This window comes from Photorhabdus antumapuensis (assembly GCF_020387775.1).
In the GTDB taxonomy this organism is placed as follows: domain Bacteria; phylum Pseudomonadota; class Gammaproteobacteria; order Enterobacterales; family Enterobacteriaceae; genus Photorhabdus; species Photorhabdus antumapuensis.
In genome coordinates, this window is sequence record NZ_JAHZMK010000041.1 from 45,607 (window position 1) to 60,807 (window position 15,201).

Here is a 15,201-nt window from a genome sequence, read left to right on the forward strand (position 1 = left end):
TATTCTTTAAACCCGAAGTAAAGCAAAAGCTGGTCTAATTAGCTTATAAAAAACCAACCTATTATGGTTGGTTTTTCTAGGGAAATTTGGTCTGGATGAGAGGGTTTGGGACTCCGAACTTCACGGTGGTATCTCAGTACTTAAAGACAATAACAATCTTGAACTGATTTTTGTTGATGACCGTGTTCAATGTCACAGCTCTATTATCATTGAGACCTTTCATGGGCAGCACCCTTACTTATCAATCTGTTTTCAGAATTGGAGACTTAAGTGTATTGATGAGAACAACGAGCGTGTATTTTATGAAGACGGTGAGCTATGCGATATTCCTAATCTACAGTGTTCCGGGGTCTCGAATTCAATCGCAACTAAGAACCGGGCCATCTTCTCAATAAAACTGATGTCGTCGATCCGTTGCGGTCGTTGCCAGCGTGTAATTTGAGACTCATGAAACCCGATAATTTCAGCGACATTGCGTGCACCTTTCAGTACAAGTTTTTTAATTAACTTGCTTTCCATTTCTCGAAACTTGCGTTCCGTTGCGCTATCCATTTGTTAAAGTTTTCCTTAAGTTAAAATTTATTTAATAAATACACATAAATATCACCCTAGATGGTGGTTATAGTTTGAATACCTAAAATATCGGTACGCAGAATTTGCCAATTTCTTAATGAGTTGTGCAAATTAGAGGTAAGACTGCCCACACAGGCGGTGCATTCATTGTGGGTAGTTCAATTATTAGGCAGCAGATTTGTTGTATAATTCAGGATTATATTTGAGTTTACCGTTAGTAATTCTGTTCAACTTAAGAGCTGCTCGCTCAGGAATAACATTTTTCCATTGAGAAACTGCGGCATCAGACAAGTTGAGTTTCTCGGCGATAGCCCGCTGACTGCCAAAAAATTTAATAGCGTCATCTTTGAACATATTCAAACCTCAACTTAAGATATCTTTAATTATTGAGCTAAAGGAATCTTAAGTCAAGAGGATTTAAGATAGCTTAATTATGAAAACTACAATCGGTGAGCGTATTAAATTACGCAGAAAAGAGCTCAAGCTCACTCAAAGAGAACTCGGCAAGCTTGTCGGTGTTTCGCATGTTGCTATTTCTCAATGGGAAAAAGAAGATACTGAGCCGAAAGGTGATAACCTTTTGGCTCTATCTTCTGCTTTAGGCTATTCGGCTGCATACATCCTTAAAGGGGAAAAAGATGATAGCTCGAATGTTTCATTTCTTAAACTCAATAAAACAAGGGGGGAATATCCACTAATAAGCTGGGTTTGTGCTGGAAATTGGAGTGAAGCGGTGGAACCTTACCATAGAAAAGCCGTTGATGATTGGTATGAAACTACCGTCAATTGTTCTAATGAATCTTTCTGGTTGGAAGTGAAAGGCGATTCAATGACATCACAATCCGGATTAAGTATCCCAGAAGGAATGATGATTTTAGTAGATCCAGAAGTGGCACCAGCAAGCGGCAAATTAGTTGTTGCTAAGTTAGAGCAGGAAAATGAAGCAACATTTAAGCAATACATTGTCGATGCTGGACAACATTATCTTAAGCCTCTTAATCCACAATATCGAATGATACCGATTAATGGGAACTGCAAAATCATTGGCGTAGTTGTTGACGCAAGAATAGCAAAATTACCATGACATACACATACCTCATTAACATAAAACAAAAGACCCTCTCTTGAGGGTTTTTTGCTTCTTCTTAAGCCTCTTTTGAAATAGATCAACTATTTAAGTAATTTTTACAACCAATATTTAATTTTATTTAAATAAATTATTGACATTTATGTTAAGATATCTTAAATTTAAACGCATCGAACAGGCAGGACGCCAACGAAGTAGCCGCTACAGGCACATGAAGATGTAGATGATTCGATATAGAAACCGAGCCGCGCAAAGTATTAACTCTCAAGCGCAAGCCAGAAACGATAGCGCAAATGCCATGGCCGGTCTAATTACTCAAATTAAAGGCAACGAAGAGTTCCGCGTAAAAGTGGCAGCAGGAACCTCTATTACATTGGAAAGAATGGATGCAACAGATAAAGAGAATTTTCCGCCAGGCGGTTCTGTCGGAACTATCAAAAAAGTCGTTGCATTTAAAGAACTGCATAGATTGGCCGCATAACATCACAAAGAGCATCTTAGGGCACTCAATATAATAAGTATCCAGTGCCCTAGTTTGCTTAGGATTTTATATTTATGGTGTAGTAAATCTCATAATTTAGCGTTGATCTGCCATTACAACGATGTACACTATTGTGTAATGAGGTTATGTTACAAACTTATGTAACAATAGAGTGTTGATAATCGGAGGGTGAAATATGTCACTTGCAATACGGCGGTACTTAAAAGCGGCAGGTAGCATCATGGATATAATGCCATCGACTAATTATGTGAAACTGGTATCATCCGAGAGTGATTTGGAGCAAATTCGTAATGATATGGCGGCGATATCCCAGGATGTTGCTAAAGTTTTAAGTGCTCAAGGTTATAAAGATGCAAAACCGGGAAAATACAAACATAGTCGATAGTGTCGATAGTAATGATTCTGAATCCGTAGAAATAGCAGAGCGGATAAAGCATCAGTTGATCGAGCAACCAGAGTTACTGGACAGGTTGCTCGATAGCCCAAAAATCATGGCCGTTGTTCAACATAAAGTGTCTCATTTTCAAGGTCCATTACCTCCTCCAAGTATGTTTCGTGAGTATGAAAATATCCTTTCCGGTACTGCGGAACGGCTGTTGTCATTGTCAGAAAAAGAGCAGGCATTCCGGCACGATACTAAAAGCAAGGCTATGCAAGGGGTAATTAATAAAGACAAGAGGGTGATGCCGCGCGCGATAAATTTCCCCCATTCGCGCAATAAATGAAGCGGTAATTGCGTTTCATCTATTGAAAAGTTTTTACATAACTAACCGTCATAGATATGACTGTAGTTTATCCAATTTACCCATTTTTCCTCTGAATCTGTAGTACAAACCGTTGGGCAACTTGATATCGAGACGCGACTTGCTACCAGTCATCTCAATGTAATGTTTGAAATAGCCAAGTTTGTCAGCGGCCTGAAACATACCTATCGTACATTTTCTCCTCGTAAGGCTTCAAATTCCTTCAATTCTGCATTTGCAATTTTGCGAGGAGTGGTATAAAATTTTATACAATCAGATGAGGAAGGAAACTATGATAAAAATCAGGAGCGGTACTAGAGAAAGAAATTACCTGTATTAGTTCTTCTTGTGAAGATTTGTTAGCCTTTCCTTACAGATCGCACGTAAAGATGCAGGCTATCAGTTTCATAGAATACAGCATGGAATAGATCTTGAAGACTGGAAACCCTTTTTTGGCATCGGTTCTGGTATAAAAGAAATGTGTCTAAAAGATAGTACAGGTATTTATCGTATTATGTATGTTGTTAAATTTGATGAAGTTATTTTACATATTACATAGTTTTCAGAAGAAAACTTAACAAACGAATAAACAGGACAAGGATATCGCTAAAGTGCGATACAACGTAGTTATCCAGCATCGGGGAAATATCAAATGACCACTAAAATTGACACTGAAATTCGTAGGGTAACTCCAGCCGGACATAATATATTTTCTGAATTAGGTTTTACTGAGCAAGAGGCTCAGCAGCTTCATACAACTTCTTTACAAGAAATAGAAAACACACTGCAAATTAAAGAACGGTTAATGGAAGAAATTACTTTATGGATTGTGGATGAAAAAATGAAACAAGCTGAAGTAGCAGAGATGTTACACATTTCTCGTCCAAGAGTGTCTGACGTTGTGAATAAAAAAGTAAATAAATTCACCATTGACGCATTGGTTAATATGTTAATCCGTATAGGGAAACCTGTTCAGATTACGGTGGGTTAAAGCTCATATATTAACAATTCAAAATAGGAGGCACTTAGAATAGGTGCCTCTTAGTATTTCAAAATGATTCAACCTTTCGGTTCAATACCACGTGCCAGCAGCTCTTTGCGCAAAATTCGTTTTATCCATGTTGCTAAAGATGTATCACCATCTTTCTTCATTTCTGCTTCAAGCTGGAGACGAAATTCCTCTGTTAACCTCATAGGAAATTGAGGAGATCTTTTATTTTGTATTGACAAGGTATATACCCTATGATTTAATGCTACTGTATATACCAGTGTATATTCAAAGAGTTTCAAAAACAACGGAGCTTGGTAGTGTCTCACCACTAATCGGGTTTCTAACCACAACATTATTGGAGCTAATGCTATGGCTAACGCTAATAGTAACATACGCACGCATTCAAAACGCTATACATTTATAACGTACCTTTCTTATCGATTGATAATCGAACTTCGCCCATTACACATGATTTCAGCATTGCATACAATTAAATAAGGAAGGAAAACTATGACGAAAATCAGGAGCGGTACAGAGAAAGAAATTGCCTGGATTGGTTCTTCTTATGAAGACTTGTTAGCCTTTCCTATAGACACACGTAAAGACGCAGGCTATCAGCTTCACAGAATACAGCGTGGAATAGATCCTGAAGACTGGAAACCCTTTTCTGACATCGGTTCTGGCGTAAAAGAAATACGGCTAAGAGACAGTACAGGTATTTATCGCATTATGTATGTTGCTAAATTTGATGAAGCTATTTACGTATTACATAGTTTTCAGAAGAAAACTCAACAAACGAATAAACAGGACAAGGATATCGCTAAAGTACGATACAACGCAGTTATCCAGCAACGGAGAAATATCAAATGACCACTAAAATTGACACTGAAATTCGTAGGGCAACTCCAGCCGGACATAATATATTTTCTGAATTAGGTTTTACTGAGCAAGAAGCTCAGCAACTTCATACAATCTCTTTACGAGAAATAGAAAACACACTGCAAATCAAAGAACGGTTAATAGGAGAAATTACCCTATGGATTGTAGATAAAAAAATAAAACAAACTGATGTAGCAACAGTGTTGCACATTTCTCGTCCAAGAGTATCTGATGTTGTGAATAAAAAAGTAAATAAATTCACCATTGACGCATTGGTTAATATGTTAACCCGCATAGGGAAACCTGTTCAGATTACGGTAGGTTAAGACACGCATATTAAAGTTATTAGGATAATTTAAAATAAGAGGCACTTAGAATGGGTGCCTCTTGGTATTTCAAAATGCTTCAACCTTTCGGTTCAATACCACGTGCCAGCAGCTCTTTACGCAAAATTCGTTTTATCCATGTTGCCAAAGACGTATCACCATCTTTCTTCATTTCCGCTTCAAGCTGGAGACGAAATTCCTCTGTTAATCTCATCGGAAATTGAGGAGATCTTTTATTTGGCATTGACAAGGTATATACCCCATGATTTAATGTATATTGTATACACCAGTGTATATTCAAAGGGTTTCAAAAACAACGGAGCCCGGTAGTGTCTCACCACTAACCGGGCTTCTGACCACAACATTATTGGAGCTAATGCTATGGCTAACGCTAATAGTAACATACGCGCACATTTAAAGCCCTATATATTTATTAACGCCCGTTCTAACCGACTGATAATCAAACTTCCCCCATTACGCATGATTTCAATATTAGCTACTACGGAAATAGAAGCTTGTACTCTGCTAGCAGGCTTTCCTTTGGTATTTGCCTCATGCAAACCACTGGGGGAACTGAACCATGTTTAATACTAAGAATATTAAGAGTACTGAAGATATTGAAAACTACTGTGATATCTTCTATTCCGACATGGCGAGTGTTGTATCAGTACTGGATACGGCGGATATGAGTGAACAAAATATTGAACTACTGGAAGAAGCCTGCGAAGCTAACAGTGCTGGGCTCTGCCACGGGTTACATTTTTTGGGAGATACTCTTGTCACTTTTGCCGCTAATGACGTGGTGGAATTCACCCCAGAAAGTCTTTGTCAGTTAGGTCATTGTCTGGTTGCTATCAGCTCACTATTGCCGATGTTGTTTACTCTGTATCAGAAAGCCAATAAAGAAACTCAGCTACGCAACCTTTAACTCTGAAATAGCCTAAACGCTCATTATGCTAATCGCTTCCACTTGTAATCCCATGATCTACAAGTGGATGCCATCCACGTACATCTTATATTGCTTTAGAATCATCCCCGATATAGTCCGTAACTGTACGGAATTGGTTACCGTATCAGAAATAAGAATAGGGCCATTGAGCCCTTATTCCGTAATTCTGGGTTTTTCGGGCCAATAAATATCTGGTGCTAAGCTAGCATCAACACGGTTTAGCAATACCCTATATTTTTTCAAAGCGGTCAACCGAGAATTTTCCTCATCACTCGCCATCCCCAACTCTACAGCATCTTGTAACGGAGCTATCTGTTTACTTACAGTGAACATAAGTTGCTGTTTCTTATGTTCTGCTTGTTGCTGCTGTTCCTTCCTGAGTTTTATCACACTGCTTTCTGATATTATCCATTTTTCACCATCGTATTTATGATAAACGGACGGGGCGTGTTCAGTAAGCACTGGATAACCCTCTTTATTACTGACAATTGACAAACCGTGTGACTGCCCTGTAAGTAATTCATTGTGTTTCTCTGCTGTTATTTCAACACATTCTTCATGAGCGTCACTATAAAAAGCGCCTTCTTTTCTGGAGAAATAAACCATTTATACCCCCCAAAATAATATATGAACAACTTTGCCTGGATTCTCATTGTTGTTGGGAGTGCCAGCTTGATATTCAAACGTCGATAATGTTGCATTACGTACTAATGTGTGACCTGTTGATGTATTTATACTCGACATGCTTGCGACATAGCCAATAAACTGATTTTTAAAAGAAATTGGATAATTGATTTTTACCCATGACTGTTGATTTGATGCAACTTTAATCCATTGAATAATTATTCCCGTATCCCCGCATTGCCACCAGCCATTTTCAGATTTTATAGCTGCATTTTGCAATGCGAGTGTACCGCTTCGCTCAGGTATTAATATATTATAACGTCGCTGATTGCTCGGATCGTTAGAATAAATATGCAACAATTTTCCTTCCGAACCATTAATTCCTACCACATACCCATCTTTCGATTTGAAACGCAGCTCAGGAAAAGGCGTTTTACTATCAATCAATAAACTACCAACGGTTGCAGTTTTATCGCTAGAAATGCGCAAGAAAGTATTATCGCTCTCAGATTTAGCATAACTTCCCACATCCCCGGCATTTAATGAAATATCAGATGACAACGCTTTTCCATTCACTTTACGAATGGATGGTACTCGGCTATTAGCGTTGTTATTTGCAGCTACAGCACTTTGATTCGCCGTATTCGTCAGTGATTGCACAAATGCCGTTGTTGCAATCTGAGTATTATTAGCGTTTTTAGCAGGTGTGGGGGCAATTGGCGTTCCTGTGAAAATAGGACTGGCTTTCGGTGCATATTGAGTATGTGGGTCTTGCACCTCAGAATGTTCTCTCAACTCATTCCCATTTTGTTCTAGTTTCTGTTTAAGATAGCTTGTGCGGTTGACCAACTGTTTAGCCTGCCGATTGGAAATACCATCAGGCCCGCCTAACACGGGGTCTGAGGTTTCTATCTGATACACTCCCTCTGACCACTGTGGGGTTTCCGGTAAATTAGCCATTTTAACTGCTCCCATAATTGTAACTACCGTCATAATTGACAGTATTGTTGTAACGAATTGATACAGACTGATATTCCAAGCTGGCAAGGTGGCAGCGTGCAGGCGCAAACGCGGCCAGTGTTGTACGCAGTAGCGAGGCTTGATCCTTGGTAATAGGTTGTTGCAGTATGACGCGATAATCTGCCCAGGATGTTGAATCTCCATGAACATAATTACCGTTATGGCTGGCATGACCGTCATAATTGATTTGACCAGTGCTTTCAATTAAATCAATTTCACCAAACCCAAAACGACGGATAATTTCACGAATTGACCACGGTGTACCTTTATACCGATGCAATTCTATAGCTGACTTGATTAACGTGCGGCGAGCCTTGTCTGATTCGACAAGCTCCCAGCCATCGCCAAATAGGGAGAATTGATTTGCAAGCCAATGCAGCGCGCTGCTATCGACAGTATCAATGAGATAAACCATTAATTGGGTTAAATCAATATCATCAAAACGGGAGGCCAACTGACCTAATGCACTCATACTGATATCAGCTTCCAGTGGAGGCGGTAGATGTAACTTAACCATCAGCGACTCCAGTGACCATAACAGTGATACCGATACAGTTCGCCCATTCATTTTCACTTACAACCTGAAACGAAGGAGACTCCAGTACGACTTGATAGACGCCAGAAACAGACAATGTTGAGATGATTTGGCTAGGAACAATATCTTTCCCTAACGTTGTTGCTCGTTCAGCTACCCATGTTTGTATGGCTTGTTCTGCTGCTGATTGAATACCAGGTGCATTAACTCCACTGTACAAGGTCAGTTTCGCCTTGATGGTATAATCAACCTTCACGGGAGGTTTTGCATGTACAGTGTCAGTCAACGGGCGGATTTTTTCGTCAGAACAAAAACTTTTCACTAGCGCTAAAATGCTTTCATCTGGCAACCCCGTAGCCAATAGTGGAAATAGTTCAACAACACCCGGAATGGGAGACCTGACTGCAACATCAACAATATTGGGGTGAGCACGCATAGCATGAAAACGATAAGCCTGACGACTGCCCGCATTGGTAAACGATTCAGGGGCCATCTTGATGCGTACACGTAGTCTCTCGTCACTTTCCTCTGCTGAACCACCACTACTCACTATTGTGTTGGTCACTTGCAGGTCAATGTCGTCGATTTCATCCAACAATGTACTGACTTGTGCGGGTTGCCAGCTATTCCCTGATAATCCAGCATCTGTACAAGTAGCTTTGACATTAACGAACCGTGTGCCTGCTTTCAGAACAGCATCTGTATTAGTAGCAAAAATAATACTGTCCGATGCATTAACACGAGTTCCAACTGGAATGAGTACATCTTGCTCTAATGCTTCATCAACACTGAATTGTAATATTGTATGCGCCGGTTGGGCGGGTAGCCGATATACTCCGACTAATTCCCCTAAGTAGTCCAAAATGGGCGCACGGGCAAACTCGACCAGATTTTGTTTGGCGGCTTCCTGAACTCGCATTCGGGTTAGTGCTTCACGATATGCAAATAAATTAATCAGCAGGCGTTCTGCCTGTGCTGGGTACAAAGTCTTACCTACATCAGCCTCATACTTTGCAATCATTTCAGTTGTGATCTTCTCTACATCACACTCGATAAAATCAGGTTCTGTCAGCGCCATAGCAACTCCGTAGATTGTGTAATACCATCAACTGCTGTCCAATTCACACGCAGAGTTAGGTGTTCTCCATTGACAGTTGGATTCACGGAGAGCAACTGGCAACGAGGTTCCCATCGTGTGATAGCATCAACAGATTCCCTGACAATGTGGGGAATCGCGCGGTCTATTGGGTAATCAATATAAAGGTGCAAATTACTACCGAATTCTGGTCGATGTGGATCACTGCCACATGGTGTACGTAGAATAATGAGTATTGCTTGGGCGATATCGTCCAGCCCACAGGCAATTTTGCCTGAGTTCTTGAGAGCGAATTGCCAAAAAGCAGAGTGCGAGTTCGTATTCATGGGGACAGTATCATCCCCTGTAGGCATATCTAATATTAAAGGCGTTTAAAGAAATCCATGAGAATGATGATTCGAATTACCACCTTCATCCATGATGCTACCTGTTGTATGAATGTTGCCATTGATGCTGACGTTACCCTGAATGTTCGCAGCACCACCATTACCACCAGAACCCGACAGCCCATTTTGGTAAGTTAATTGGCCTTTCACTAACATATTTCCGGTTACGATTGTTTCCGGCGCATTAATAGTTACCTGCTGTGTCTGAATAACAACATTGGCTCCCACCGCGATTTTAATGTGCTGAATGCCGCCATTGATAGTTAGGGTGTGTGAGGTACTATCATAGTAAAAAGCTGCATCATCTGCATAAGTCACACCACGAACGTCTTTATTGTTAGCAGGCGGTTTATCAACACTGGAATAGATAGCACCTAAAATAACACCATCTTCACCATTGGCATCCAATAGTACTTCAACTTGTTCCCCAACATCGGGCAACCAATAGTCTTTGTTATTCTGGGTATTGCGCTGCAACACATTAAGCCAGTTAGTACGCATATTATCGCATTCAGGCAATCGTACGCGGGCACGAACAGTAGCAGGATCTACGGCGCTAATCGTGCCGATTTGACGAGTTACGCTGTTCATTTGGATTTCTCCTTGATGATCGTGTCGGAAGAACCATCGGGCTTATATACAACCAATTTATGAGCCTTACCCTTTTTACCTTTCTCGGATTTACCCGATGTAACAGGGCCACGAGCAATCTCAAGCTCGGTCATATATCCGTTGTTGCGATCAAAAGAGTGGTGAGCTGAAGTAATTAACCATTGCCCAGATAACTTGCCAAATTCAATCAACTCAATTTTATTTCCTGCGGTTAACTGAGGGGCTCCCATCAATGAAAGTGAGCCGTGCTGCTGGTATTCATTATGTGAATCCAGTGCTGACTTGGCCTTTATTTCAGCGCTATCCTTGTTAGCAGCTCGGCTGTTCACTTTTAAGGTATCTGCGCTGGTTTCTTTACCACTAATCTTGCCTTTTGAATTGGACTGATTACTTGCACTAGTCGTGCCATCAGCTTCATAGACAATCAATTTTTTATCATCAGCCTTTTGATGTTTCACTTTAGCTTTTTTATAGACTTTATTAATCGTGTCCCGCAGTGAAAATTGGGCAATATCGCGAGGGTGTAATTTTTTTATGGGCTCTTGGCTGCGCAAAGTGGCTAAGTGGGAGAAAATTAGCTGTTCACTGACAACCTTAACGGCATAACCATATTCACTAGCCAGTCGTTTCAGGAACGCCACATCGGTTTCTGAATATTGCGTCACCCTGTCAATCTTGATGATTTCGATACTGCCGACCAGCTTTAACCGATGTTTCTTGGCGATGCTGTTAGCAATAGCTGCCAGTGTTGTATTCTCAAATCCGCGGTTAGATTTGGTACGCAATGCCGTATTGATAGACGTTGCTACGCCTCGAACAGATACAATAGAAGGAGGGATGCTGACTTCAATTTCATCAATATAGAACGAGCCACAATTCAGTAACCGTTCGCCGAAATAGCCCAACTTCAATGTCAACGTATCACCTTTGCCCGGATACCATTTATCCAGCCAGCGACCATCAGTATCATCCAACTCTACCTCTATTTCATCGGATTCGCTTTTGATGTTGTCGGTATAGCTGACACGAGTGACATAAGGAGTGATGTCATTTGTGATATCTTTTTGCAAATATCGTAACGTGAATGTCGGACTTAAAACTTCTGAGACACCCGTTATAGATGGTGTTTGCTTGGGATCAATTATCTCAGCCACGGTGGTGTATCCTCTGCCGTTACTACATTGTCAGCGTCAATGATAGGGATCAACAATACAATCCCTGATGGTAATATAGGTGTAACTGCAACGTGCGGATTGGCAGCAATTATGCGAGCGTAACCTAAAGGGTCACCATAATAATGGTGAGCCAATAAATCCCATCTCTCGCTATCTTTCGTTATGTGTTCAAGAAACATGATCAAAGTCCCCTTGTGGTAATTTGCGCTGCCATCTTACTGAGCGCGGGTGATATTGATGTAAATGTTGAACTTGCCGATTCAAGTTGAGCTGATACAGAATCCAATGCAGCCGCGATATTACGGCTGTCTGCACGGTTTAATGACGATTGAGCATTGTTAACAAATGTTGCTGCTTGTCCCGTTGCTCTGGTCAATTGAATCGCATCTGGCAATGAGTTACCGAGTGATCGAAAAGCCGGATGGCTTTTCCCTAATGTCCCAACAATATTGTTAAGTCCGGTAAGAAGACCTGGTACACGGGTTAACGCTATGGTCGGGTTGTCTTTCATCTTCTGTGCAATACGTACCGCGCTGATGGTTGTTTGCAGTGCTGATTGTGCTTGTTTGGCATAATTCACGCCATCCCTGACTTTTTTAGCCATACCTGATGGTTTTGGTATTGCATTAGACAACGCCTTTGTATTCGGGACATGGGATTTAATGGCAGGCAGTTTCAGTGGTTTTTTAGGAGCACCGATATATTCACGTAATGTCACCGAGGCATTGAGGGCAAATATATTACCTACTGAATCCGTTTGTTCACTGGTGGCTGTCACATCGGTAATAACAAACCAGCCACGGTAATCACCATTTCCGAATATTAGCGCAAGTGCCTGATGCTTCCGCATTGCTTTACGCAGCCGATTCAATTCAACATCTGGCGCACAATAATGTTGATGAAAGACCAAGCTAATTTGAATTTCATCCAGTTTCTCACCCACGAACTGCAAGCTGGGCTTACCTTGAATTCGGGCATGTTCGGCATAATCAACACCAAACGTTACATCGAAACCATCCCAATATGTGATCAGCTCAAATTCGATATCACCTAATACCGCAAACATTATCCGTACCTCCGGCGTTCTCTCTGAATAACAATACGCTCCAGCAGTTTCTCTAATTCACGCACACTCAGGTTTAAAGCTTGACTAATATCGGGTATAGCCGTTTGTTGTTTATCACCAATGTATATTTGCGGGGAGAAAGAGATAGAAAAACCATTATTGCTGTTGCTGGTATCTTTATAACCTGTTCGTCTGACTGGATTGCTCAACATCATCTCAGGAGGTGAAATTTGTGGGACATCAGGGGTCATTCCCTCAGCCAGACGTTGAGTAGCACGAGCAGCCAATGGCGTAGTACGATCAATACCAACAACCGCACCTTGCACAATATTATCGCCAAATCCCATAAATACCTGACTGGGGGATTGAATACCCAAAGCTTCTTTAAACCAGCTAGAAACTTTGCCACCGAAGTTTTTAATGGTGTCCTTAGCCGTGATCAGCATATTAGAAATACCATTAACCAACCCATTAACGATATTTTTACCAAAGTCAGTAAAATTATTGGGCAGATCAATGCCAAACCATTTCATAACGTCAGCAAATGTTTTATAGAACAACCCCAATGGCGACCAATTTAAAATTAATTTACTGACCTCAAATATTCCGCCATCAAACGCATTAGTAATGTCATTCCATCGAGCTGTAAACCAACCTTTGACGTTAGACCAAATATTTTTGATTCCCTGCCATCCCATTTGGAAAGCGAATTTTACTAAGACCCAAAGCCGTTTAAAGAAATTACTGATGGGCCTCCAATAGCGATAGATAAGATAAGCGGCCACTGCAATACCGGCGATGATCAATCCGATAGGATTCATTAATAGTGCGCGTCCAATCCACAAAATAGTTCTACCAGCTAACATCAAGCCCTTATAAAGAGCACTACCGAGGATTCTGCTCAACCAGAGAGCTGCTCCGGCTATTTTTCCCAAGATATTTGCAACGACACCGAATCTACCACCACTACCGATAGCCATTCGAAACAGTAACCACCGTGTGCGCATTAACATTGCGCCTTTCCAGATATCAGTTATAGGGGAAAGCAAAAGATTAAGACCTAATCTTACACCGATTGAAGCGGCTTTGAGTGCTAGGAACCCACCAACCAGCATGACAACATTACTGATGAGTCCAGGATTAGCGGCCAGCCATTTTCCGGTCTTGTCCATCAATGGAATAAAGGTTTCGGCTAACTGTATTAATGCTGGACGCAGCGACTGACCAATGCTAATAGCCGAATCATTAAACCCAATTTGAGTACGCCGCCACTGCGATTCTAAGGTATCGTTCTGTTTATCAAAGTCGGTATCAACAGATTTTTGTGCCGAATCAGTCCCCATGCCTGTTTTGATGCGCTGATAATCGCCCCAACGTTGCCGCATGGCCAAGAGATGGTTGACTGTCTGTACGTCGGTGAAAATAGAGGATAGCCCGAAAGATTCCATGAGCATACGTTGTGCATCTTCATCACCTCTGGCTCCCGCTTTTTTCCACTCTTTCATGAGATCAGCACCTTTACTCTTGATAAAGCGGTCTGCGATCATGATTGAAGCTTCATATTGCGAGTACCCCGAAGAAACATATCTGCTCATTGAGGTTTGGTAATCGATGTTAGCCTCAGCATATCTTTTGGCAATATCACCACGTCCCATTGAGGCCAGCCAGTTCCTCATATTGGTAGCTGCTTCACCTTCCGTTCCCGCACCTTCACGACCAACTTCCAAGCTGGAAATAATCTGTGAAACTGCCTCCTGACCGTATATTCCCTTACCAGCAAATTGTTGCGCCATTTCTGGGAAGTATTGGGCGAGATCTTTTAATTCAAAACGGCCCGATTTAGCACCGAAAACGGCTCGGTTAAAGGCTTCTTTTAGCGCTTGATCGCCTTCAATTTTCAGGGACTCAAAGGATAGAGCCATTTTTGCTAAGTCATTAATATTAGCTTTGGATGCCGTGGCGACACGGCCCAATAATCCACTCATATCGGTCGATTTCATGGGAGATTTTCCGGCGGCAACCAATGTACCAACACCTTCCAGCAGAGTTTCTTGTAATTGGTTTGTTTGCTTGGCGTTCTGGCGCAAGATGATTCCGATTTTTTGTTCTTCTTTCGGAGACAGATCACCAGTGACAGCAATATCTCGCAATCCTGATTCAAAAGAGGCGTATTTTGTTACCGATTTCATAACAGGAGAAGATATCGTGCGAGTTAATGCATAGGTTTCGGCTCCCTGTGCATATAGCGCCATACGATTCGCTTTGGCTGCATCACTCATGATAGCAGCAGACTGTAAGCGCTGTTGCTGACGGTTCAACTGCTCCAGCGTTCGGCTAACGCGTTGTAGATCACTATTCAAACTCTGAGCACTGCGGGAACCGAGCTGACCGTAACGTTCAATAGCACGGTTCAGCGCTTGTTGTCTGTTCCCAAGTCGCCGTGTCGTTTCTCCCAGCGTTTCCAGTGTACGACGTGTACCGGACATGGTAGAACTGAACGCACCACTAATGGCCCCACCAATAATGACACCAATGGAAAATTCTGCTGACACGAATTAAGCTCTCATTAAATGGCAAATAAAATGGAAAATTCACTTCCAGTATTCCAGACACTATTAGTGACAATATTTGTCTGCA

24 protein-coding genes and 1 pseudogene are annotated in these 15,201 nt (G+C 41.4%); 11 read left to right on the top strand and 14 right to left on the bottom strand.

All coding sequences use genetic code 11. From position 1 onward, the window contains the following. Nucleotides 1-67 precede the first annotated feature (67 nt). Nucleotides 68-442 carry a phage tail fiber protein gene (locus tag KZ793_RS23080; RefSeq protein WP_450091401.1) on the top strand — a complete coding sequence of 125 codons (375 nt, stop codon included), beginning with the start codon at nucleotides 68-70 and terminating at the stop codon, nucleotides 440-442. Here KZ793_RS23080 and KZ793_RS23085 read toward each other — a convergent pair. Further along, nucleotides 391-552: pseudogene (locus tag KZ793_RS23085) on the bottom strand (CII family transcriptional regulator); the annotation flags it as partial. The gene KZ793_RS23080 and the pseudogene KZ793_RS23085 sit on opposite strands and share 52 nt — an antisense overlap. A gap of 186 nt (nucleotides 553-738) precedes the next feature. After that, nucleotides 739-927 (bottom strand): Cro/CI family transcriptional regulator, encoded by a 189-nt coding sequence (locus KZ793_RS15695; protein WP_225816188.1) that lies wholly within the window; start codon nucleotides 925-927, stop codon nucleotides 739-741. 79 nt (nucleotides 928-1,006) lie between these two features. On the opposite strand from KZ793_RS15695, the gene KZ793_RS15700 reads away from it, so the two are divergent. The 6 genes from KZ793_RS15700 (at nucleotide 1,007) to KZ793_RS15725 (ending at nucleotide 3,896) form a co-directional block, all read left to right on the top strand. Further along, nucleotides 1,007-1,657, top strand: a complete 651-nt coding sequence (locus KZ793_RS15700) for a LexA family protein (RefSeq protein ID WP_225816189.1) — start codon at nucleotides 1,007-1,009, stop codon at nucleotides 1,655-1,657. Between the two features lie 226 nt (nucleotides 1,658-1,883). After that, a complete protein-coding gene (locus KZ793_RS15705) occupies nucleotides 1,884-2,141 on the top strand; it encodes a phage tail protein (RefSeq protein WP_225816190.1) in 258 nt (85 codons plus the stop codon). A 196-nt stretch (nucleotides 2,142-2,337) separates the two neighbouring features. Beyond that, entirely contained in the window at nucleotides 2,338-2,547 is a 210-nt protein-coding gene (locus KZ793_RS15710) for a hypothetical protein (protein WP_225816191.1), read from the top strand. Continuing rightward, nucleotides 2,513-2,887, top strand: coding sequence for a DUF2335 domain-containing protein (locus KZ793_RS15715; protein WP_225816192.1), 375 nt, complete (start codon nucleotides 2,513-2,515; stop codon nucleotides 2,885-2,887). Before KZ793_RS15710 ends, KZ793_RS15715 begins: the two co-directional genes overlap by 35 nt. Before the next feature lie 442 nt (nucleotides 2,888-3,329). Then, the gene (locus tag KZ793_RS15720; RefSeq protein ID WP_317987473.1) at nucleotides 3,330-3,464 is read left to right on the top strand and encodes a type II toxin-antitoxin system RelE/ParE family toxin; all 135 of its coding nucleotides are present in this window, start codon (nucleotides 3,330-3,332) and stop codon (nucleotides 3,462-3,464) included. 93 nt (nucleotides 3,465-3,557) lie between these two features. Further along, nucleotides 3,558-3,896, top strand: a complete 339-nt coding sequence (locus KZ793_RS15725) for a helix-turn-helix domain-containing protein (protein WP_132355312.1) — start codon at nucleotides 3,558-3,560, stop codon at nucleotides 3,894-3,896. A gap of 68 nt (nucleotides 3,897-3,964) precedes the next feature. On the opposite strand, the gene KZ793_RS15730 is transcribed toward KZ793_RS15725, so the two are convergent. Next, nucleotides 3,965-4,288: a hypothetical protein gene (locus KZ793_RS15730; protein ID WP_036843602.1), complete on the bottom strand. Its 324-nt coding sequence runs from the start codon at nucleotides 4,286-4,288 to the stop codon at nucleotides 3,965-3,967. 118 nt (nucleotides 4,289-4,406) lie between these two features. On the opposite strand from KZ793_RS15730, the gene KZ793_RS15735 reads away from it, so the two are divergent. After that, nucleotides 4,407-4,766, top strand: coding sequence for a type II toxin-antitoxin system RelE/ParE family toxin (locus tag KZ793_RS15735; protein ID WP_118987844.1), 360 nt, complete (start codon nucleotides 4,407-4,409; stop codon nucleotides 4,764-4,766). Next, nucleotides 4,763-5,101: a helix-turn-helix domain-containing protein gene (locus KZ793_RS15740; protein ID WP_225816193.1), complete on the top strand. Its 339-nt coding sequence runs from the start codon at nucleotides 4,763-4,765 to the stop codon at nucleotides 5,099-5,101. The genes KZ793_RS15735 and KZ793_RS15740 overlap by 4 nt, the downstream gene beginning before the upstream one ends. Nucleotides 5,102-5,180: 79 nt before the next feature. On the opposite strand, the gene KZ793_RS15745 is transcribed toward KZ793_RS15740, so the two are convergent. Further along, nucleotides 5,181-5,345, bottom strand: a complete 165-nt coding sequence (locus tag KZ793_RS15745) for a hypothetical protein (RefSeq protein ID WP_152963025.1) — start codon at nucleotides 5,343-5,345, stop codon at nucleotides 5,181-5,183. A 137-nt stretch (nucleotides 5,346-5,482) separates the two neighbouring features. On the opposite strand from KZ793_RS15745, the gene KZ793_RS15750 reads away from it, so the two are divergent. Beyond that, the gene (locus KZ793_RS15750; RefSeq protein WP_049583125.1) at nucleotides 5,483-5,689 is read left to right on the top strand and encodes a hypothetical protein; all 207 of its coding nucleotides are present in this window, start codon (nucleotides 5,483-5,485) and stop codon (nucleotides 5,687-5,689) included. After that, nucleotides 5,682-6,029 (top strand): hypothetical protein, encoded by a 348-nt coding sequence (locus KZ793_RS15755; RefSeq protein WP_225816194.1) that lies wholly within the window; start codon nucleotides 5,682-5,684, stop codon nucleotides 6,027-6,029. The genes KZ793_RS15750 and KZ793_RS15755 overlap by 8 nt, the downstream gene beginning before the upstream one ends. A gap of 174 nt (nucleotides 6,030-6,203) precedes the next feature. Here KZ793_RS15755 and KZ793_RS15760 read toward each other — a convergent pair whose 3' ends face one another. The 10 genes from KZ793_RS15760 to KZ793_RS15805 are packed head-to-tail and all read right to left on the bottom strand — an operon-like array spanning nucleotide 6,204 to nucleotide 15,116. Next, nucleotides 6,204-6,656, bottom strand: a complete 453-nt coding sequence (locus tag KZ793_RS15760) for a tail fiber assembly protein (protein WP_225816195.1) — start codon at nucleotides 6,654-6,656, stop codon at nucleotides 6,204-6,206. Continuing rightward, nucleotides 6,657-7,634 (bottom strand): gp53-like domain-containing protein, encoded by a 978-nt coding sequence (locus tag KZ793_RS15765; protein ID WP_225816196.1) that lies wholly within the window; start codon nucleotides 7,632-7,634, stop codon nucleotides 6,657-6,659. Between the two features lies 1 nt (nucleotide 7,635). Beyond that, nucleotides 7,636-8,211 carry a phage tail protein I gene (locus tag KZ793_RS15770; RefSeq protein ID WP_397443622.1) on the bottom strand — a complete coding sequence of 192 codons (576 nt, stop codon included), beginning with the start codon at nucleotides 8,209-8,211 and terminating at the stop codon, nucleotides 7,636-7,638. Further along, complete coding sequence (locus KZ793_RS15775; RefSeq protein ID WP_225816197.1) at nucleotides 8,204-9,307, bottom strand: baseplate assembly protein; 1,104 nt, start codon at nucleotides 9,305-9,307, stop codon at nucleotides 8,204-8,206. Before KZ793_RS15775 ends, KZ793_RS15770 begins: the two co-directional genes overlap by 8 nt. Beyond that, on the bottom strand, nucleotides 9,298-9,651 hold the full coding sequence (locus tag KZ793_RS15780; RefSeq protein WP_225816198.1) for a GPW/gp25 family protein: 354 nt from the start codon (nucleotides 9,649-9,651) through the stop codon (nucleotides 9,298-9,300). The genes KZ793_RS15775 and KZ793_RS15780 overlap by 10 nt, the downstream gene beginning before the upstream one ends. A gap of 45 nt (nucleotides 9,652-9,696) precedes the next feature. Continuing rightward, nucleotides 9,697-10,302, bottom strand: coding sequence for a phage baseplate assembly protein V (locus tag KZ793_RS15785; protein WP_225816199.1), 606 nt, complete (start codon nucleotides 10,300-10,302; stop codon nucleotides 9,697-9,699). Beyond that, nucleotides 10,299-11,477 carry a phage late control D family protein gene (locus KZ793_RS15790; RefSeq protein WP_225816200.1) on the bottom strand — a complete coding sequence of 393 codons (1,179 nt, stop codon included), beginning with the start codon at nucleotides 11,475-11,477 and terminating at the stop codon, nucleotides 10,299-10,301. The genes KZ793_RS15785 and KZ793_RS15790 overlap by 4 nt, the downstream gene beginning before the upstream one ends. Next, complete coding sequence (locus KZ793_RS15795) at nucleotides 11,465-11,677, bottom strand: tail protein X (RefSeq protein ID WP_225816201.1); 213 nt, start codon at nucleotides 11,675-11,677, stop codon at nucleotides 11,465-11,467. The genes KZ793_RS15790 and KZ793_RS15795 overlap by 13 nt, the downstream gene beginning before the upstream one ends. 2 nt (nucleotides 11,678-11,679) lie before the next feature. After that, nucleotides 11,680-12,564: a phage tail protein gene (locus tag KZ793_RS15800; RefSeq protein WP_225816202.1), complete on the bottom strand. Its 885-nt coding sequence runs from the start codon at nucleotides 12,562-12,564 to the stop codon at nucleotides 11,680-11,682. Beyond that, nucleotides 12,564-15,116: a phage tail tape measure protein gene (locus KZ793_RS15805; protein WP_225816203.1), complete on the bottom strand. Its 2,553-nt coding sequence runs from the start codon at nucleotides 15,114-15,116 to the stop codon at nucleotides 12,564-12,566. Before KZ793_RS15805 ends, KZ793_RS15800 begins: the two co-directional genes overlap by 1 nt. Between the last annotated feature and the right edge of the window lie 85 nt (nucleotides 15,117-15,201).